Source organism: Actinomyces sp. 432, from assembly GCF_009930875.1.
Lineage (GTDB): Bacteria > Actinomycetota > Actinomycetes > Actinomycetales > Actinomycetaceae > Actinomyces.
Genome location: NZ_CP025249.1, coordinates 1075322 through 1095547, shown reverse-complemented (window position 1 = coordinate 1095547; position 20226 = coordinate 1075322). Strand labels below are relative to the sequence as shown.

General features: G+C 67.9%; 13 protein-coding genes and 2 pseudogenes. 5 read left to right on the top strand and 10 right to left on the bottom strand.

The window, feature by feature from the left end; translation table 11 throughout:
- Positions 1–45 precede the first annotated feature (45 nt).
- The 3 genes and pseudogenes from CWT12_RS04480 (at position 46) to CWT12_RS04470 (ending at position 6726) form a co-directional block, all read left to right on the top strand.
- On the top strand, positions 46–1527 hold the full coding sequence (locus CWT12_RS04480; protein WP_237564309.1) for a maltokinase N-terminal cap-like domain-containing protein: 1482 nt from the start codon (positions 46–48) through the stop codon (positions 1525–1527).
- Positions 1528–1710: 183 nt separating this feature from the next.
- Positions 1711–3890, top strand: a pseudogene (glgB, locus tag CWT12_RS04475) (1,4-alpha-glucan branching protein GlgB); the annotation flags it as partial.
- 479 nt (positions 3891–4369) lie between these two features.
- A pseudogene (locus tag CWT12_RS04470) lies at positions 4370–6726 on the top strand (glycogen/starch/alpha-glucan phosphorylase).
- Between the two features lie 183 nt (positions 6727–6909).
- Here the strand turns inward: CWT12_RS04470 and CWT12_RS04465 are convergent.
- The 3 genes from CWT12_RS04465 to CWT12_RS04455 all read right to left on the bottom strand — a co-directional run bounded on the left by CWT12_RS04465 (position 6910) and on the right by CWT12_RS04455 (position 10390).
- Positions 6910–7845 (bottom strand): tetratricopeptide repeat protein, encoded by a 936-nt coding sequence (locus tag CWT12_RS04465; RefSeq protein ID WP_161923863.1) that lies wholly within the window; start codon positions 7843–7845, stop codon positions 6910–6912.
- A gap of 110 nt (positions 7846–7955) precedes the next feature.
- Positions 7956–8987 (bottom strand): hypothetical protein, encoded by a 1032-nt coding sequence (locus tag CWT12_RS04460; protein ID WP_161923862.1) that lies wholly within the window; start codon positions 8985–8987, stop codon positions 7956–7958.
- On the bottom strand, positions 8984–10390 hold the full coding sequence (locus CWT12_RS04455; RefSeq protein WP_202616276.1) for a hypothetical protein: 1407 nt from the start codon (positions 10388–10390) through the stop codon (positions 8984–8986). The genes CWT12_RS04460 and CWT12_RS04455 overlap by 4 nt, the downstream gene beginning before the upstream one ends.
- A 405-nt stretch (positions 10391–10795) precedes the next feature.
- Between CWT12_RS04455 and CWT12_RS04450 the strand changes: the two genes are divergently transcribed.
- A complete protein-coding gene (locus tag CWT12_RS04450; protein WP_161923861.1) occupies positions 10796–12235 on the top strand; it encodes a hypothetical protein in 1440 nt (479 codons plus the stop codon).
- 51 nt (positions 12236–12286) lie between these two features.
- Here the strand turns inward: CWT12_RS04450 and CWT12_RS04445 are convergent, their stop codons facing one another.
- Positions 12287–12709 carry a GntR family transcriptional regulator gene (locus CWT12_RS04445; RefSeq protein ID WP_161923860.1) on the bottom strand — a complete coding sequence of 141 codons (423 nt, stop codon included), beginning with the start codon at positions 12707–12709 and terminating at the stop codon, positions 12287–12289.
- A gap of 60 nt (positions 12710–12769) precedes the next feature.
- Here CWT12_RS04445 and CWT12_RS04440 point away from each other — a divergent pair, with 60 nt between their 5' ends.
- On the top strand, positions 12770–13297 hold the full coding sequence (locus CWT12_RS04440) for a hypothetical protein (RefSeq protein WP_161923859.1): 528 nt from the start codon (positions 12770–12772) through the stop codon (positions 13295–13297).
- Between the two features lie 38 nt (positions 13298–13335).
- On the opposite strand, the gene CWT12_RS13835 is transcribed toward CWT12_RS04440, so the two are convergent.
- The 6 genes from CWT12_RS13835 to CWT12_RS04410 all read right to left on the bottom strand — a co-directional run bounded on the left by CWT12_RS13835 (position 13336) and on the right by CWT12_RS04410 (position 19996).
- Positions 13336–13572 carry a hypothetical protein gene (locus CWT12_RS13835; protein WP_161925296.1) on the bottom strand — a complete coding sequence of 79 codons (237 nt, stop codon included), beginning with the start codon at positions 13570–13572 and terminating at the stop codon, positions 13336–13338.
- Positions 13573–13757: 185 nt separating this feature from the next.
- Positions 13758–14633 carry a carbohydrate ABC transporter permease gene (locus CWT12_RS04430; RefSeq protein ID WP_161923858.1) on the bottom strand — a complete coding sequence of 292 codons (876 nt, stop codon included), beginning with the start codon at positions 14631–14633 and terminating at the stop codon, positions 13758–13760.
- A gap of 1 nt (position 14634) precedes the next feature.
- Positions 14635–15567 carry a carbohydrate ABC transporter permease gene (locus tag CWT12_RS04425; RefSeq protein ID WP_161923857.1) on the bottom strand — a complete coding sequence of 311 codons (933 nt, stop codon included), beginning with the start codon at positions 15565–15567 and terminating at the stop codon, positions 14635–14637.
- A gap of 198 nt (positions 15568–15765) precedes the next feature.
- The gene (locus CWT12_RS04420) at positions 15766–17109 is read right to left on the bottom strand and encodes an ABC transporter substrate-binding protein (protein WP_161923856.1); all 1344 of its coding nucleotides are present in this window, start codon (positions 17107–17109) and stop codon (positions 15766–15768) included.
- Positions 17110–17330: 221 nt separating this feature from the next.
- Positions 17331–18317 (bottom strand): malate dehydrogenase, encoded by a 987-nt coding sequence (locus CWT12_RS04415; RefSeq protein WP_161923855.1) that lies wholly within the window; start codon positions 18315–18317, stop codon positions 17331–17333.
- Between the two features lie 344 nt (positions 18318–18661).
- Complete coding sequence (locus CWT12_RS04410) at positions 18662–19996, bottom strand: dicarboxylate/amino acid:cation symporter (protein ID WP_161925295.1); 1335 nt, start codon at positions 19994–19996, stop codon at positions 18662–18664.
- Between the last annotated feature and the right edge of the window lie 230 nt (positions 19997–20226).

Here is a 20226-nt window from a genome sequence, read left to right as displayed (position 1 = left end):
TCGCGGCCGCCGGCTGCCTGCCGCCCCAAACTGTCAGGAGGACCGATGAGTCATTCGACGGCCGCCATGCCGGATACGCCGGCATGGCCCGACGACGCCTCCTTGCTCGCGGCGCTGGGGAGCTGGATGGGCCAGCGCCGCTGGTATCCGCTCAAGGGGGAACCCGCCCACGGCCCATTGCGGATGGTGGGATCCTGGAACCTGGGCGAAGGCGTACGGGACCTACTGGTGGCAGTACCCCGACGCGAGGCGGGCGCCGTGCTGGTACACGTGCCCCTGGTGCTGGAGCCTCGCGCCACACCGGGCGACTTCGCCGCCGCAGGCGAGGCCGAGGGCAACGCCGGCTTCGTCATCCCCGACTCCGAGGGCGGGTCCCTGACGCTGGTCGACGGCGCCCACCACCCCCGCTTCTGGCGGGCTTGGGCGCAGTCTGCGCTGGACGCGGGCACCACCCTCGGCGGCACCGGGGCGCAGGCGATCGCCGAGCGCGCCGACCGGCTGCGAGTCACCACCGGCCAGCAGTCCAACACCTCGGTGGTCCTGCCGTCTCCGGGCGACCACCCGGCGGCAGGAGCGGCCGATGCCGCCACCGGTGACCTGATCGTGAAGCTGTTCCGTGTGCTCTCGCCGGGACGCAACCCGGATGTGGAGGTATCAGTCGCGCTGGCGCGCGATGGCTGGGACCGCGTGCGCACCCCCGTGGCATGGACCACGCTGACTTGGTCCGATACCGCCACCGGCGCCCAGCTGACGGCGGACGCGGCCGTGGCCTGCACTTTCGTGCCCCGTGCCGACGACGGCTTCGAGCTGTTCTGCGAGCTCGCGGGTGCCGACGACGCCGACGGTCCGCGACGAGACCGTGCGCTCACCCTGGCCCGGGACCTGGGTGACACCACCGCCCAGATGCACGCGCGCCTGGCTGCGTCGCTGGCCGGCTCTGCACCACCCGCCCCCGGCGAGCTGGCGCAGGCGCTGCGCGAGCGGGCTCATTGGGCCATGGATGAGGTACCCGAACTGGAGAACCGGCTGCCGCGGCTGCGCGACCGTGTGGAGGCGGTCCTGGCCGAGCTCTCGGCGCTGGACCGGTTGGAGGCGGCCACTCGCGTCCACGGCGACTACCACCTGGGACAGGTGCTGCACGCCGTCGACGAGGACCGCTGGTACGTACTGGACTTCGAGGGTGAACCCCTGCGGCCACTGGCCCAGCGCAGCCGCCCGGACCAGCCCCTGCGCGACGTGGCCGGCATGCTGCGCTCCTTCGACTACGCGGCCGAAGTCGGTCATGCCGCACATCCTGACTGGCTGCCGGCCGTGCGCGGCGCCTTCCTGGAGGGCTACTGGGCCGCCGTGGAAACCGCTGCGGCTGCTGCCGAGACCGCTGATCGGCCAGGCCCCGGTGCCAGGCAGACCCTGCTCAAGGCCCTCGAGCTCGACAAGGCCCTGTACGAGGCCGTCTACGAGGCCCGCAATCGTCCCGACTGGATCTCAATCCCGCTTCATGGCATCGAGGTGATGCTGAACAACTGATACCCAAGTGTCTGACGCTTCCGGCAACAGTCGCGTAAGACACATCATCCACGCCGGGTTGCACCGGTATAAAGTCCCCCCTCAGCCGGTCACCGCATGGGAGAGTGAGAACATGACCGACGTCACCAGCCCGAGCCCGCCCCCGAATCCAACGACGCCCCGCCGCCGGATGCCACTGGCCCCGCGCCCGTCCCGGTAGACCCCTGGGTCCTAGCGGATGTCGCCTATGCGCGGTACCACAACCCGCATGAGGTGCTCGGCGCCCATGTGGGCGCCGAAGGCGTAACCATCCGCACCGTGCGCCACCTCGCCGACGCCGTCGTCGTGGTCACCGGGGAGGGTTCCTTCCCCGCCCGGCATGAGCAGGACGGCGTGTGGGTCGCCGTCGTGCCCGGGGACACCATTCCGGACTACCGGATCAAGGTGACCTACGGGGAGGAGACCATCACCGTCGACGACCCCTACCGCTTCCTGCCGACTCTCGGCGAGATGGACACCTACCTCATCTCCGAGGGGCGCCACGAGGAGCTGTGGGAGGTGCTGGGCGCGCACGTCAAGCGCTACTCCGGCTCCATGGGGGACGTCGAGGGGGTCGCCTTCGCGGTGTGGGCGCCCAACGCCCGGGCCGTGCGCGTGGTGGGCGACTTCAACTACTGGGACGGCACCGCCTCCGCCATGCGCTCCCTGGGCGCCTCCGGCGTGTGGGAGCTGTTCATCCCCGGTGTGGGCGTGGGCGCCCGCTACAAGTTCGAGCTGTGCTTCCAGGACGGCTCCTGGCACCAGAAGGCCGACCCCATGGCGCGTGCCACCGAGGTGCCGCCCGCCACCGCATCCGTGGTCACCGACCGCTTCCACGAGTGGAACGACGAGGAGTGGATGTCCCGCCGCGCGGTCACCGACCCGCACTCCGGGCCGATGAGCGTGTACGAGGTACACATCGGCTCCTGGCGGCAGGGCCTGGGCTACCGGGGCCTGGCCGACGAGCTGGTCCCCTACGTCAAGGACGCCGGCTTCACCCACGTGGAGTTCATGCCCGTGGCCGAACACCCCTTCGGCGGCTCCTGGGGCTACCAGGTCTCCGGCTACTACGCCCCCACCGCGAGATTCGGAACCCCGGACGACTTCAGGTACCTGGTGGACCAGCTGCACCAGGCCGGCATCGGCGTCATCCTGGACTGGGTGCCCGCCCACTTCCCCAAGGACGAGTGGGCGCTGGCGCGCTTCGACGGAACCGCCCTGTACGAGGACCCGGACCCGCAGCGCGGCGAGCACCCTGACTGGGGCACCTACGTGTTCAACTTCGGCCGCAACGAGGTGCGCAACTTCCTAGTGGCCAACGCCCTGTACTGGCTGGGCGAGTTCCACATCGACGGCCTGCGCGTGGATGCTGTCGCCTCCATGCTCTACCTGGACTACTCCCGCGAGGAGGGCCAGTGGCACCCCAACCAGTTCGGCGGCCGGGAGAACCTGGAGGCGATCAACTTCCTGCAGGAGGCAACCGCCACGGCCTACCGGAAGAACCCCGGTACGGTCATGATCGCCGAGGAGTCCACCGCCTGGCCGGGCGTGACCGCTCCCACCGAGTACGGCGGCCTGGGATTCGGCCTGAAGTGGAACATGGGGTGGATGAACGACACCCTGCGCTACCTGGCCGAGGAGCCCATTAACCGCCGCTACCACCACGGGGAGCTGACCTTCTCCCTGGTGTATGCCTTCTCCGAGCAGTTCATCCTGCCGCTCAGCCACGACGAGGTCGTGCACGGCAAGGGCTCCCTGCTGTCCAAGATGCCGGGTGACGCCTGGCAGGAGCTGGCGGGTCTACGCGCGCTGTACGCCTACCAGTGGTCCCACCCCGGCAAGCAGCTGCTGTTCATGGGGCAGGAGTTCGGGCAGGGCGCCGAGTGGAACTCGGAGAACTCCCTGGACTGGTGGATCCTGGACGATCCGGGCCACACCGGCCTGCTGCGTCTGGTCAGCGACCTTAACGCCTTCTACAAGGACTCCCCCGCACTGTGGTCCGATGACTTCTCCCACCGCGGCTTCGAGTGGATCGAGGCGGGCGACGGCGACCACAACGTCCTGTCCTACCTGCGCAAGGGCACAGGTCCGGACGGGCGCTCGGACCTGGTGGCGGTGATCGTCAACTTCGCCGGCACCCCGCACGAGGGCTACCGGGTGGGCCTGCCCTTCGCGGGCGGCTGGGAAGAGGTCATCAACACCGACGCCCCCGAGTACGGCGGCTCCGGCGTGGGCAACCTCGGGCACGTCGAGGCCGAGGAACTGCCCTGGAACGGCCGCCCCGCCTCGGTGCGGCTGCGGGTCCCCCGATGGGTGCCATCTTCCTGCGGCCGTCGCGCGACTGAACCGCAGATCGTCGCGAAGCACACGCGCTCCGCGACAGGGGCCCGGCGGCGTTGAAACGCCGCCGGGCCCCTCGGCGTTGGTCGCCTCATCTTCCACCCGTCCTCCGCGCGCCACGGGTCAGTACAGATAGAGTCCCAGGCGCTCGGGCAGCTCCAGTCCCGGGACGAGCAATCGCGCCTGGAGGACATCGCATTCGGTCATCCGGCCGGATGGCCCGGCGCGTCTCACACTCCAGCAAGGCATGGACCTTAGGCCCTGTTTCATGCGGATCAAGGGCCTTTTCGACTACGTCGCCGTTAAGTCCCACACCGTTGTGAGCAAGAAAGCTGGCGCGTGACCTTGTAGGGACGGGTATGGTCCCGGTGCATGCATGCGTGCGGTCCCCGCCCCAATAGCGAACCAACGCAATGTACACTCTTTCAGCCGTTGCAGGTGCTTCTTGCAACGGCGGTCTCCGTAGTCTGACAAGGGAAGAAGAATGACGCAGAACCTGGTCCAGACCGTGCCCTCCCAGGTCAGGTCCGCCTCCGGTCGCCCCGCCGGCGCCTCCACGCAGATGGAGGTGTGGCAGGGACTTTCCGCCGCCGTCGTCGACGCCATCGCAGACGACTGGTACGCCACCGAGCAGAAGTACCGCGCTGGCCGGATGGAGCACTACTTCTCCGCCGAGTTCCTTGAGGGACGCGCCCTGCTGAACAACCTGACCAACCTCGGGCTGGTTGAGGAGGCCACCCAGGCCGTCAACGCCTTCGGCCAGAACCTGACCGACATCCTCGAGCAGGAACCCGACGCCGCTCTGGGCAACGGTGGGCTCGGCCGCCTGGCCGCGTGTTTCCTGGATTCCTGCGCCACCCTGGACCTGCCGGTGGCCGGCTACGGCATCCTGTACCGCTACGGGCTGTTCAAGCAGCTGTTCGAAGACGGCTTCCAGACCGAGCACCCCGATCCGTGGATGGAGGAGGGCTACCCCTTCGTGGTGCGCCGCGAGGAGGCGCAGCGAATCGTCCGCTACAACGACCTGACCGTGCGCGCTGTCCCCTACGACATGCCGATCACCGGCTACGGCACCAAGAACGTGGTCACGCTGCGGCTGTGGCGGGCTGAGCCCATGGAGGAGTTCGACTACGACGCCTTCAACTCCCAGCGCTTCACCGACGCCATCGTTGAGCGCGAGCGCACCGCCGACATCTCCCGCGTGCTCTACCCCAATGACACCACCTACGAGGGCAAGGTGCTGCGGGTGCGCCAGCAGTACTTCTTCTGCTCCGCCTCCCTGCAGGAGATCGTCGACAACTACGTCACCCACCATGGTGAGGACCTGAGCGGCTTCGCGGACTTCAACTCCGTCCAGCTCAACGACACCCACCCGGTGCTGGCTATTCCCGAGCTCATGCGCCTGCTCATGGACGAGCACCACTTGGGCTGGGACCAGGCCTGGAAGATCGTCACCAAGACCTTCGCCTACACCAACCACACGGTGCTGGCCGAGGCCCTGGAGACCTGGGAGATGTCCATCTTCGACCGCCTGTTCCCCCGCATCGCCGAGATTGTCCGCGAGATCGACCGCCGCTTCCGCCAGGACATGGCCGAGCGCGGTCTGGACCAGATGCGGATCGACTACATGGCTCCGCTGTCCGGCGACAAGGTGCGCATGGCGTGGATCGCCTGCTACGCCTCCTACTCCATCAACGGCGTGGCCGCGCTGCACACCGAGATCATCAAGCGCGACACCCTCAAGGAGTGGCACGACATCTGGCCCGAGCGCTTCAACAACAAGACTAACGGCGTGACCCCGCGCCGTTGGCTGCGCCAGTGCAACCCCCGGCTGTCCGCGCTGCTGGATGAGGCGACCGGTTCGGATGCCTGGGTCAAGGACCTGTCCCTGCTCGGTGCGCACACCGACGCCGTCGACGACGCGCTGCTGGACCGGCTCGCCGAGATCAAGCACGCCAACAAGGTGGACTTCGCCGCCTGGGTGGCCGAGCGCGAGGGGATCGAGATCGACCCGGACGCAATCTTCGACGTGCAGATCAAGCGCCTGCACGAGTACAAGCGCCAGCTCCTGAACGCCATCTACATCCTGGACCTGTACTTCCGTATGAAGGAGGACCCGTCGCTGCAGGTGCCGCCGCGCGTGTTCATCTTCGGCGCCAAGGCGGCTCCGGGATACATCCGCGCCAAGGCCATCATCAAGCTGATCAACGCGATCGCGGACCTGGTCAACAACGACCCGGTGGTCTCCCAGACCCTGAAGGTGGTCTTCATCCACAACTACAACGTCTCCCCCGCTGAGCACATCATCCCGGCCGCGGATGTCTCCGAGCAGATCTCCATGGCCGGCAAGGAGGCCTCCGGGACCTCCAACATGAAGTTCATGATGAACGGAGCCCTGACCCTGGGTACGCTCGACGGCGCCAACGTGGAGATCCTCGACGCCGTTGGGGATGACAACGCATACATCTTCGGAGCTACCGAGGACGAGCTGCCCGCCCTGCGCGCCTCCTACAACCCGCACGCTACCTACGAGTCCGTCCCGGGCTCAAGCGGGTGCTGGACGCCTTCACCGACGGCACGCTGGATGACAACGGCTCCGGCTGGTTCGCGGACCTGCGCCGCAGCCTGCTGGAGGGTGCCGACGCGGACGTCTACTACGTGCTGGGCGACTTCGCCGCCTACCGCGAGGCCAAGGACGCCATGGCCGCCGACTACGCCGATCAGCGGGCCTGGCAGCGCAAGGCCTGGGTGAACATCACCCGCTCCGGCCGCTTCTCCTCCGACCGCACCATCAGCGACTACGCCGAGGTGTGGGGTATCGAGCCGCAGCCGATCGCCTGACGGCCACCGACTCGGACTCCGGACTAGCGTGACGGCGCCCGCCCCCTGCTATGGGGCGGGCGCCGTCGTCTGTCTGCGCGTTGCCTGCGTCACGATCCGCGCCCACGGCACCTGACCGATGCGGGCACCACTTACGCAGTCAGTCAGCCGCATAACATCATGAACATGCGGGTCGCGGCGACCTCAGTACAGGATGGTGGCGAGCTGGCGGCGGGCCCGGGCGACCTCGGGGGCGGTGGTCCCGATGACCTCGAACAGCTCCAGCAGGCGCACTCGGGCCTGCTCACGGTCCTCGCCGCTGTGACTGCGCACGGCTTCCAGCGCCCGCCCCAGGCAGGCGTTGACATCTCCCAGAGCGAGAGCGGCATCCGCGCCGGCGAGCTGGGCGTCCAGGCCCGCGCCGGGGGCATCTGCCGCCGCCAGCAGCTCGGCTGGGTCCTGGCCGTCCATACGGGCGAGCATGCGGACCTGGTTACGAGCCGCCTTCAGCTCGTCGTCGGCGGGCGCATTGGCGATTGCGTGATCGTAGACCGCCTCTGCCGCAGCCCAGTCGCCGCGCTCGATGGCCTCGCGGGCCTCTCGCTCCACCTCCGTCTCCTCCGGCTCGGTGGGAACGGCGGCCTGCGCCGAGGCATCGACGGCGACCTGGCCATCGACGCCGTTGCGTGCGGCCACCTCCAGCAGCTGGTCGAGTACGGCGCGCAACTGCTCCTCGGGGACACTGCCCTGGAACATTGGCACCGGCTGGCCGGCGATCAGCGCTATTACCGTGGGCACGGCCGTGGCCTGCAGCGCCTGCGCCACTTCAGGCGCGGCGTCCACGTCCACGCGGGCCAGTTGGAAACGGCCCGCATACTCTCCGGCCAGTCGCTCCAGCAGCGCCGCCAGGTCGGTTGAGGCCTGTGAACGGGGCGTGTGCAGCACTACGACTACCGGGACACGCGCTGAGGCCTCGACGATGTCACGCAGATTGGATGCGTCCACGTCCACGACCAGGTCTCCCGCGCCGCCTGAGTCGAGGACGGCACCGCCCTGTGCGCCACTGACCGGCGCCGTAGTCGGTGAGGCCCCTTGCTTGGGGGCCAGGGCGGACAGGTCGACGGCACCGAACACGCTCATGGTGTGCCTTTCTCGGGCAGGGCCCGCAGTCTGTCAGTACAGCTTGTTCCGTTACGCCTGGGAGCGTAGTCCCACCCGAAGTGCGGATCGGTGCTCGTTCGCCCCGGGCGTCAGTCGGTGGCTTCGGCGTCCTCTGCGGGCGCCTGGGAGTCGTCGCGCGAGACCGAGGCGAGTACCAGGTCCATTCCCAGGGCGGAGGCATTGGCCTCGGCATCGGCGGCGGGGATGAGGAAGGCGATCATGACGTCGTAATTCGCTGTGGCGGCACCAACGACCTCCCGGTCCTCGCCCATCAGCGCCCCCACGTTGCCGTCAAGCGCGAGGTTCGCCCCAGCGACGGTCTTCTTGTACTCCGTTGCGAAGCTCAGGGTAGTCATGGTGATGACGCCGCCATCGGCCGTGCGCAGGCTCTTGAACCCGTCGGTGCCCACCTTGGCGCTGACACTGACCTCGCCTACCTCTGAGAGGTCGGCACTGCGTTCCGCGGCGATGCGCTGGCGCAGGATGTCGTCGGCGAAGAGCTTGCCATTGTCGCCGTCAGGGTTGTTGAGAGCATCTACGTAGGCGTCCAGAACCTCCTGCGGGCTGGCCTTCAGGCCGGTGGAATCGTCTGCCGCAACCTGCTCGGTGCCTACGGCCGGGGCGTAGGTGGAGGGGATCTCGACGCCCGCAAAGAGCTGGGTCCAGCCCCACAGCTGATAGTTCTCCCTGGCTGAGTCCTGCGTGAGGGCGAGGAGGTAACCCTGCTCATCCTCGGCGAAATCGGTGATGGTCAGCACCGTGCGGGGGAAATCGGTGGCCAGCGCCACCGTCCCCGCCTGGCTGTCGGTGGTGAAGGTGTGTACCACTGAGTCGTCCGAGGCGGCCGCTGCGAGCTTGTACTCCTCGCCGCGGATGCGGGCCGCGGGACCGGTTAGGTATCCCTTCAGGGCCTCCGCATTCTTGTCCGCGTCCGCTGCGTCCATCCCTGTCTGAATGCGCTTGAGGATGGTGGTCAGCCGCTCGGAGTCGAGCACCGGCTGCGGCGTCGGACTGAAGGCGTCGGCAGCGTTCTTAGGCACGTCCTGCGAGCACGCGGCAAGTGCAACGGCTGTCACTGCGGTTGTCGCAGAGGTAATGAAGGCGCGGCGGCTGGTGATCATGCGTGGTGCTCCTCGTCGGACTGTTCATTGCGGGGATCGGCAGTACCGTCTTCACCGTCGTCGGCGCGGTCGTCTTCGGCGGGGTCCTCGCCGCCTGCCTCGGCACCGGAGAGGGCTTGCGCGGACTGGCTGTCCGCATCCGCCTGCTCAGCCTCCGCGGTGTTCTCGTACTCGGCCAGTGCGTCCGGCTCCAGCACGTCGAGCTCGGCCGTTTGGGCAGCGTCGGGGCCGTCTGCGGCGACGTCTCCGGCCGACTGCGCAGGGGCGTCCGCGTCGGTCGTCCCCTCCGCCGTAGCCAGTGCCAGCGGAACGTCGTCGGCGAGTTCACGGCCGGCTCTGTAAGCGGCGGTGGCCTCGGCATCGAGCCCCGGGACGACGGCGCTGCCACGGGCCGCACCGGAGGCCCCGACGGCGTCGATCCCCGCCGCGAGGTCCTCCGGCTCGGGGGCGGGTGCCTGAGGAACGGAAGGCGCTTCCACCCCGCCGAGGTACACGGCCCCGGTGCGCGGGTCTACCCACTCCTCACCGGCTTGTTCGGCACGTTCCTTGTCTCGCTGCTCGCGGCGGGTCAGTGGTCGGTCCGGATCACCGATCTGCGGGATGCCCACAGTAGCCACCGAATCCGCCTGCGCCATGCGTGCGGCTCGCTGTGCGGCACGGGCGCGTCGCTGCTCGTCCGCATGCCGCATCTGGATGTCGATCAGGAACAGGAAGACGCCCACCAGCAGCAGCATGCCGCCCAGCACCAGGCCGGGGATGAGCCAGGGAGTGGACACGTGCCGCGGCCAGGACAGCGACAGCTGAGGGGCGTTGGAGGCGCCGTCGGTGGCTACCAGCACCACCAGATCGGATCCGGAGGTGTCCAGCTCGAGCGTGGCCGAGCCGGTGCCCGTCTTGGAGGTGATCCACAGGTCCGAGTCAGCGGGATCGGCATCGCTGTTCTCCAGGTCGGTGCAGCCCTCGGATCCCTCCGTCGCCCCGGACTCCGCGGCGGTAGCCGCGGCGGTCGCGTCCTCGGCGGACGCGGAGGCCGCGGATGTGGGGACCGCCGCGTCTTCGGGACAGCGTGTAGTTACCGCCTCGGAGGCGAGCGTGTTCCAGTCCAGCAGGCCGGTCACGGAGATGAAGGGGTCCGCGGCAAGCCAGGCGTCGACATCCTGCGCATGCCCAACCGCGATGAAGACCTGCTGATCGGCTGATGCGGCGGTGGCGGTGACCTTCACGTCGGACTCGACGAGGCTCAGTACGCCCGGCTCGGTGACGACGTAGTGCTGGTCGGGGTTCTGGGCGAGGCTCGCCTGTGCAGTCGAGCTGGGGCGCCACACGGTGGCGGAGCAGACTGCCAGGGCAATGGCGACCAGGCCGAGAACGGCAATGATCACGCTCAGGATCCGTCGATTCACGACGCGCTTCTCCTCGGACTCGTGGACATGGACCCGCCTAGCCGACGGGCAGGCGTGCACGACTCGCATCGACGCCGCGGTAACGGCGAAGGACGCGGCCGTGCGCCAGAATCCCATGAGCGCCGCCGGCTCGCACCGCTACCGGCGAAGATCACAGGCTGCTGCGCCATAAGCTGAAGCCTAGGTCAAAGTCCGGCTCCGCGCTGATCACAGGGCCGGGACGCGCCGAGTCGTCGCGGTCATCGCGGCACCGCCGAGTCTACTGACAAGTCGATTCCGTGGATTTACGGCGGTGGCCGCGAGGCTCCCCGGACAACCGCAGTATTTACCGATTCCGCGCGGATTGTGCAGGCGCTACGCTGTGTTGGTGGGGCCGTCCCAACCCGGCCCAGGAGGAGAGTTGACGTGGCCGAGGACACCGAAGAGTTCGCCATCACCATGCGTGGATACGATCGTGCGCAGGTCGACCAGCGGCTGGAGGCACTCAATCGCCAGCTGCGGGATGCCCGCCGAGAGGTCGCCAGCCTCGACCAGCGGGCGATGACCCTGGCCGGTGAGCTCGCGGAGGCCCAGCGGCGCTTGCGTGAGTCCGACAAACCGACCTATGCGGGGCTGGGGTCACGTATCGAGCAATTGCTGCGCAGCGCCGAGGAGCAGAGTGCCTCCGTCCTGTCCAAGGCGAACGCGGAGGCGAATGCGCTGCTGACCCGCACGCGCGCCAATGCGGCGAACCTGTCCGAGCGCAGCTCTTCCGAAGCGGCCTCTCTCCTGTCCGACGCCCGTCGCGACGCCGCTGAGCTGCGCGCCCGCAGCAAGAGCGAGGCGGACACCACGCTGGCTAACGCCCAGGCCCGGGCGGACGAGCTTGTCGGCACGGCTGAGCGCCGGGCAGCCCAGATTTCCGCTGACGCCGAGTCCGCCGCCACCGAGCTCCGTGCCACTGCGGAGCGTGAGGCCCAGGTCGTACGTGCCCAGGCGCAGAAGGCTGCGGCGCAGCTGGCCGTGACCTCCGAGCGTGAGGCCACCGAGCGGCGTGATTCCGCGACGCAGGAGGCCGAGGAGCTGCGGCGCTCCACTTCCGAGCAGACGGAGTCGGCACTTAACGCAGCAAGGGAGGAGGCCCGGCTCACCGTTGAGAAGGCCCGCGCCGAGGCGGAGGAGCTGCTGAGCTCGGCACGCCGCGAGTCCGATGAGCTGCGCCGTTCGGCCCAGGCTGATGCAGAGGCCGCTCGCGCGCAGGCCGCAGAGCTGCGTCAGCAGGCCACTTTGGAAGTTGCGGCCGCGCACGAGGCCGCCGCCCAGGAGGATGCGGCCGCGCACGAGGCCACGCGCACCCGTATCGCACAGATGCATGAGCAGGCACAGGCGCAGGCGGCCGATGCCGAGGCTCGACTGGAAGAAGCACTCAAGCGGGCCGAGGCCGTGCGCGCCGAGACCGATGAGTCCGCCCAGGCTCGCCTTGAGGAGTCGACCCGGCAGGCGGAGGAGATTGTGCAGCAGGCCCGCGAGCAGGCCAAGCAGCTGATCGAGGACGCCCGGGCCGACGCCGACGCCGAGAAGTCCGCGGCAGCGCGGGATGTGGAGGAGCTGGAGCGCCAGCGGGACTCCGTTGCCGGCTACCTGGAGGAGATGCGAGGCGTCCTCGGCAACGCGGTGCCTCCGGTTCCGGTCTTCTCGGATGTGATCACCGAGGCGCTGGGAGCCGAGGCCGACGGCGCTCCGGCGCAAGAATCCGAAGCAGAGGCCGCAGCCGACGTCGAGGCGGACGAGGCTGAGGATACTGCGGATCCGCAGGCTGAGGGTGATCCGGACGAGCACCCGCGGTCCGCGGCCCGCACCCGGTGAATGCGCGGGGCGGCTCTGCAGCGGAAGCCACCGGGCCGGGCGGGCCGGCGGTCAGGGCCAGGCGCGGCGCACCTGTTCCAGCGCGTCCTCCAGCGGCACTCCCAAGGAGCGCATGGTGGTGACGAAGCGCATGACTTCGCGATCCCCGGCAGCCCCCGACGGGTCGCGCACGAAGGTACCGCGGCGCCCGCGGCCCTCTATATAGCCCTGCGCCTCGAGCTCACGGTATGCCTTCGCCACCGTGTTTATGGCGATGCTCAGCTGGGCCGCGAGAGCACGTGTAGGGGGCAGGCGACTGCCTGCAGGTAGCCGACCGTCCGCGATATCCGCCTTCACCGCCGCGCATATCTGCGAGAACACCGGCTCGGTGGAGGTCGGATCAAGGTTGATGTGAAGCCGCGCGGTGCGCCCGTCCCGGGGCTGCGCTGCAAAAGACTCTGAAGGGCGCTGCTGAGGTGGGCTTGGTGACTGCATAGCTCTAGTGTGCGACAAGCGCGCCACAGACACCATGGCACATCGTCGTAGTCTGGTGCTATGGACAGCAAGGACGCCGATCCCTCCCCCGCTCGAGCCAATTCCGCCGACGCCCCGCAAGCACAGCGGTCACCTGCGCCCCCGCGTGATTCCGAGCCCGGAGACTGGGCGCAACGCCGTCGGGAGGCCGCGGCCGAGCGGGCCCGGATGCTCACGGCTAGGCAGAATGCCGAGCATCAGCGCGCCGCACGGATCGTCTCCCTGTTCCTCGCCGTCGCCAAGGCCGAGGGCCTGGCAGCGCAGCCGCTGCGGGTCAAGGGATACGGGGGCGGATCGGCGCGCACACCGCTGACCGGCTGGTACCTGCGTCAGGATCAGTCGGTGGGCATCGATACCTCTGGGCGCTTCTACATCCTTACCCGGGCACTGGGACTGCGCGATCATCTGTTCGGCGTAGACCCAGCGGAGGAACCGGTCCCCATGACCATTGGTGAGGGCGGTCGCGACGGCGATATCGTGCCGCTGCGCACCGCTCTGGATCGGCTGTTACCAGGCTGGGAGGAGCGCTCTCCCGAACCACTGGCCTAACCGGTTCGTGCGGCTGCTCCGGGATTGGGAAGTTCTTCTCACCACAGGCGCCGCTCCCAGCACGAGGTATGCCAGTGACGCCGCTCCTCCAAGCCGCGCTCCGGGCCAAACAACGATTCGTTGCTCCATGCCACTACATGCGGGGTGCCGGCTGGGATCGTCCGGTTGCAGCCGGGGCAGAGATAATCCTTGTTCCCGCCACGAACGCGCCGCACCGTGAACTCCGCTCCTCCGGGGCCGACCTGGGTACGCGGCACGGAGGCCAGGCGGTCCATGTCCAGGGGCCTGTGGCCCGCCGCGTAGGGACGCTTGGAGCTGCGGGAGCCTCGATGTGCCATGTGGATGACTGTAGCGCGCTCGCCAATTCGACCGACCTCGGCACGTAACGTCTACCGATCTCGGCGAGGGTGCGGGGTGGGCGGGGCGAGCCGGGGTGGGGCGGGCCGGGGCGCTTAACGCGTCATCCCTTCACGGAGCCGGCCATCAGGCCGCCAACGAAGTACTTGCCCAGGAAGATGTACACCAGCAGCGTCGGGACGGAGGCGATCAGCGCGCCGGACATCGAGGCGCCGTAGTCGGCCATGATCGAACCGTGCGCCAGGTTGTTCAGTGCCAGCGTCACCGGACCCGACTGTGCCCCGCCGCCGAAGAACAGGGCGAACAGGAAGTCGTTCCAGGCGCTGGTGAACTGCCAAATGATGACCACCACGAAGCTGGGGATGGAGATGGGCAGCACCGCGGAGAAGTAGGTGCGCAGCATCCCGGCGCCGTCGACCTCGGCGGCCTCGATCAGCTCGTCGGGAATCGACTCGTAGTAGTTGCGGAAGATCAGTGTGCAGATCGGAATGCCGTAGACCACGTGCATGAGGATCAGCGTCGGGATGCCGAATCCCAGCCCAACCCCGGTGACCATGCGCATCAGCGGAATCATTACCGCCTGGTAAGGGATGAACATGCCGAACAGGATCAGGGTGAACACCACGTTCGCCCCGGGGAAGCGCCACTTGGACAGCACGAAGCCGTTGGCGGATCCCAGCATCGCAGAGATGAGGGAGGAAGGGATCACCAGCATCAGGGAGCGGACCAGGCCGCCCTTGAGCTCGTTCCACGCATTGGTCCAGTTGGTGGTGTCCCAGCTGTCCGGCAGGTACCAGGTGGTAGCCGGAGAGGCCTCCGCCCCGTTCTTGAAGGAGGTGACGAACAGGACGTAGACGGGGATGAGCACAAAGACGAGCGAGGCCAGCAGCAGGACGTAACGAAGCACCTGTCCCCAGGCGATACCCCTGGTCCGGGTAACGGTCCGCTTGGCGGTCAGAGCGGCGGCGTCGACGGCCATGTCAGGACCTGCCCTTCGCGTCGTGGATGAGGTACGGGATGACGGCGATGGCGACGATGACGAGGAGGATCGTGCCGACTGCCGCGGCGTTGGAGTAGTCGTTGTCGGTCATGAAGTTGAACATGTCAATGGCGGGCACCTTCGTGGAGTAGGTGCGCTGGTCCGTGATGGACATGATCAGGTCGAATGACTTCAGCGACATGTGTCCGATGATGATGACGGCGCTCAGGGCGATCGGTGTCAGCTGGGGAAAGATGATCGACTTGTACAGCTGCCACTCGTTGGCGCCGTCCACGCGCGCCGCCTCGCGCAGGTCCTCGTTGATTCCCCGGAAGCCTGCGAGGAACAGGGCCATCACATAACCGGCCAGCTGCCAGACCGCGGGGATGGCGATGGCGAGAATGCCGAAGGTAGTGTGCTGCGTCCAGCTGTTCTCCAAGAACCGCAGGCCCGTCATTTCGAACAGGCGGTTGAGGCCGGAGGCCTGTGCCCCCTGGGCGGAATTCAGCAGCCACCGCCACACCACGCCGGAGGCCACGAAGGACACAGCCATGGGGAACAGGAACACCGCCCGGAACAGCCCCTCACCCTTGATCGGCTTGTCCAGCAGCCACGCCCACAGGAAGCCGAGGACCAGGGTTCCGGCCAGGAAGGCCACGGTGAACAGAATCAGGTTGAGGAAGGAGTGCTGGAAGTTCGGATTCTTGAACAGGTTGACGAAGTTCTCCAGGCCGACGACGTGCGAGGACCGCCTGCCCGACACCTGCGCCGCAGTGTGAGTGTCCAGCAGGGAGGTGTTGATGTTCACGCCGATCATGCCGTACACGAATATGCCAATGAGGACCAGGGACGGCGAGATCAGCAGCAGCCCCGGCCCCCACTTCCGCCAGTTCGCCTTCCTCCGCCGGGGGCGCGACGTCGTTCTAGTGCTCACGATGCTCCTTGAAGTTTGTCGGCTGGCGTCGCCTCGGCCGGGGCGGCAGCACTCGTCTCCCCGCACCCGCGCTGCGTGGGGTGAGACAATATCCAGTGGCGTTCGCCACCGGCATTTGGCTGTGCATTTGCCAGTGCGATTGACAGTGGCGCTGTGCTCGGGGCGGGGCAAGTAGTCGCGCCGCCCCGAGCACGCGGGTCAGGCCACCGAGGCGTATGCCGCGGCAAGCTCGGACTGCAGGGTGGCGACGTCTGAGGCGCCCTGGGCGAACTTGGTCAGGGCATCATTCATCGCGTCCGACGCCTTGGTCGGCAGGGCGGCGCCGTGGGCGATGGAGGAGACGATCGTGTCCTGGCTGAAGGAGTCCATCGCGGAGCGCTGGTACTCGGAGAACTGCGCCTTCTCTTCCTCGGTCAGGTCTGAGCGGGAGGGGATGGAGCCCTTAACGGTGTTAAAGGCGATCTGCCCCTCCTTGGTGGAGATGCACTGCAGCCAGTTCTTGCCGCCACCCGGGTGCGGGCCGCCATCGGTGAGGGCGAAGGCATCGGCGAGGAAGTCGAACACGCCGTCGGTGCCGGGCACCGGGAAGTAGGTGTAGTCGGTACCCGCGGTCAGGCCCGCGGTGTCGAAGCCGGCCACCGCCCAGTCGCCCATGACGTTGAAGGCGGCCTGGTTCTCGAAGATCGGCCGCATGGCCGGCTCCCAGTCCTCGGTGTACAGGGACTTATCGGTGAAGCCCACGATGGTCTCGTAGTGCTTGAGCGCGGCCGCCACCTCGTCGCCCGCCCAGTCGGTACTCCCGTCGAACAGCCCTGAGTAGGAGTCGGCACCGAGGTCGGCGATGAGCACGGACTCCAGCAGTCCGAGCTGGGTCCAGGCCATGCCCATGGTGATGGGGGTGTAACCGGCCGCCTTAACCTTCTCCATGTCCGCGATCCAGCCTTCGATGTCCGTTGCCGGGCTGTCCGGGTCCAGTCCCGAGGCCTTCAGGACCTCGATGGAGGCCCACACCACGTTATTGCGGTGCACGTTTGAGGGGATGGAGTAGATCGCGCCCTCGGAGTCCCTCAGTCGGTCTATGAGGGTCTCGGGGAAGGCGTCGTTGAGACCGAACTCGTCGTACAGGGAGGAGATGTCCAGCAGGTAGCCGGCCTCGATGTCCGCCTGGATCTCGGCGCCGGCGTGGGCCTGGTAGGTGTCGGGCGGGTTGCCGGCGGCCAAGTCCGCGGCGAGCTTCTGCTTGGCCTGGGAACCACCACCGCCGGACACGGCCTTGTTCTCAAACTTGGTTTGCGGGAACTGTTCCTCGAACACCTTCACGAGGGCGGCCAGTCCCTCCTTCTCGGATCCTGCCGACCACCAGGTGACTACGTCGACCTGGCTGTCATCACCCTCACCGACGACCACCGAGTCGGAGCGGGATCCGGATCCGGCACCGGACTCCTCGGTGCCGGTGGTACCACAGGCGGCAAGCGTGGCCAGGACTGCGGTGGTGGACAGGCCCACCAGAGCCTGCCGCCGGGACAGAACGGGATTACGCATGGTGTTCTCCTCGAAACGACGCTGTTTCTATGGGAGGGTCGGGGCGGAGTCACCGCCTGGCTGACCACGTCGTCAGCCCAGACCCGGGCGCATTAAGCATAAAGAGTATAAAACGAATAGCTCGCTCACGAAGCCTTTGGTTGCTTGCATCCCGGTAACCCGAACGGCATGGGCCCCGCCTCCAGTGTGGAGGCGGGGCCCATCACTACGGTTGGCAGATCTCAGATCAGGCCCATGCCGGCGACGGCGTTCTTCTCCTCGACGAGCTCCGCGGCGGAAGCGTCGATCTTGGCGCGGGAGAAGTCGTCGATCTCCAGGCCCTGGACGATCTTCCACTCCCCGTCCTCGGCGGTGCAGGGGAAGGAGGGGATGACGCCCTCGGGCACCCCGTAGGAGCCATCGGACATGACCGCGGCGGAGGTCCATGCGGAGGTGGTGCCCAGGCACCAGTCACGGACGTGGTCGATGGCGGCGGAGGCCGCGGAGGCGGCCGAGGAGGCACCGCGCGCCTCAATGATGGCGGCGCCGCGCTTGGCCACGGTGGGGATGAAGTCGTCCTCGACCCAGGCGCGGTCGGCCAGGATGTCGGTGACCGGCTCGCCCTTGATCGTGGCGTGGGTCAGGTCGGGGTACTGGGTGGTGGAGTGGTTGCCCCAGATGGTGACCTTGTCGATGTCGGAGACGTGGCAGCCGGCCTTGGCGGCCAGCTGGGCCAGGGCCCGGTTGTGGTCCAGGCGGGTCATGGCGGTGAAGCGGGAGGCCGGGATGTCGCCGGCGTGGGAGGCTGCGATGAGCGCATTGGTGTTGGCGGGGTTGCCAACCACGAGGACCTTGATGTCGTCGGCGGCGCCGGCGCCCAGCGCCTCCCCCTGGGGACCGAAGATGCCGCCGTTGGCGGACAGCAGGTCGGAGCGCTCCATGCCGGCCTTGCGGGGCATGGAGCCGACCAGGAAGGCAATGTTGGCGCCCTCGAAGGCCTGCTTGGGGTCGTCGAAGATATCGACGGAGCCGAGGGTGGAGAAGGCCGAGTCGAACAGCTCCATGGCAGTGCCCTCGGCGGCCTTGACAGCCTGCGGGATCTCAAGCAGACGCAGGTTGACGCGCTGGTCGGGGCCGAGCAGGGCACCGGAGGCGATACGGAAAAGCAGCGCGTAGCCGATGTTGCCGGCAGCGCCGGTGACAGTGATGTTGACGGGGGCGTTGGCCATGAAGGACTCCTTCGAGACAAGAGACAGTCAGTTGGGGCCCCTGAGGGCCGGTACACCAAGCCTATGCCGTGACCAGGTCGAGCGGCTGGGACGATAGCCGGAGCGGCCCGGGCGTGTGAGGAGATCTGGGCTACACCGCGGGATTAGCACGATGGCGCGGCCCTCAGCGCCTTGCGCCTGGTTCTGCACATCTAGGCGCTCACGGACCCGGCTGCTCGCCCCCGCCCGCAGCCCCACGGCTTGGCACGAGGCTGCGGGCACCGACATCATCAGAGGGCACGGTGTGCGGGCAGGCTACTGTCTTCGCGGCACAGCCCACCTGCTCGGCAGGGCATGGCCGCGCGTCAGCGGCTGACGGCGTTGGGGCCCGCGGCGGCGGCGGAGGCCTCCAGCTCCTCGGCGCTGACCACGCCCTCCACGCTGACCCGGTCCAGGTACTTCATGCCGTCGAAGGCCAGCTCGCGGGTGTTCTCCGGCTCCCCCTCGGGCCCTATGCGGCCGTGGGCAAGCCGGTCCACAACGATGGCGATAGCGCCGTCACCGGTGACATTGGTGGCGGTGCCGAAGGCGTCCAGGGCAATGTAGGTGGCGATCATGAGCGCCACCTGGGCGTCGTCGAAGCCGAGCATGCTGGACAGCAGGCCGGTAGCAGCCATGATGGCTCCGCCGGGAACTCCCGGAGCGGCGACCATCGTGATGCCGAGCATGAAGATGAAGCCGATCCACTGTGCGGCGGAAACCGTGATGCCCTGGGTCAGGGCAATAGCGAATGCGAAGGCAAAGATCTTTGAGGTGGAGCCGGCCAGGTGGATGGTGGCGCACAGCGGCACGGTGAAGGAGGCGACGGCGTCGGCCACGCCGTTCTTGCGGGCCTGCCGCAGGGTCACCGGGATGGTGGCCGCCGAGGAGGAGGTACCCAGGGCGGTGAGGTAGGCAGGCAGCATGGTCACCAGCGCCCTCACGGGGTTCTTGCGGCCGACGGCCCCCGCAACCAGGTACTGGACACCCAGGATGAGCACCTCCAGGACCAGCACGACCACGACGACCCGCAGCAGGGTGCGCATAATCGCCCAGGCCTCACCGGTGTAGGTGAGGTTCAGGAAGATGCCGAAGATATGCAGTGGCAGCAGCGGAATGATGATCCGCTCGATCAGGGAGGTGATGATGGCACGGAACTCGATGAATCCCTTGCGCATGACCCCGCGCGGCACCATCGACAGCCCGATGCCGAGCACGAAGCTGAGCAGTAGGGCCGTCATCACTCCCACCGGGGCGGGCATCTCCACGCTGAAGTAGGTGTCCAGGGCACTGCCGGGCTCCTCCACGTCCGCCAGAGTCGTACCACCCAGGACGCGGGGAAGTGTGGCCGCGCATACCAGGTAGGTGACGAAGCCCGCGAACAGCGTAGAGCTGTAGGCGATGGCGGCGGTAATGGCGAGCCAGCGGCCGGCGCCACGTCCGAGGTCCGCGATGGCGGGCGTGACCAGGCCGATGATGATCAGCGGGATCGAGAAGGACAGGAACTGGCTGAACAGGTTGGAGAAGGTGGAGAAGACTCGACCAACCGGAACCGGTACCAGGTGACTGCCACCGATCTGGATGGAGCCGAGTAGCAGGGCCAGGATGATAGCGGCGAGTACCCACACGAGGATGCCGCCTCGGGCCAGGAACCTGCGCACTGGCCCCGGGGCAGGCTGCCCGGAGGTACCGTCGGGACGCGGGGATGGGTTGCTCATGTACTGCCTTCCGGCTGGATTCGGGCGGTCCGGGACCGCATACTGGGCGGCAGGATGCCACACTCACCGCCACCTGCGCCCCGTCGGACCGTACAGTGGGCCTCCATCTGGGCCTCCACCTGGCCATCCGCCTGGGACCCGGCGCAGCACCGACCAAGCCACCGGCCCCGGGC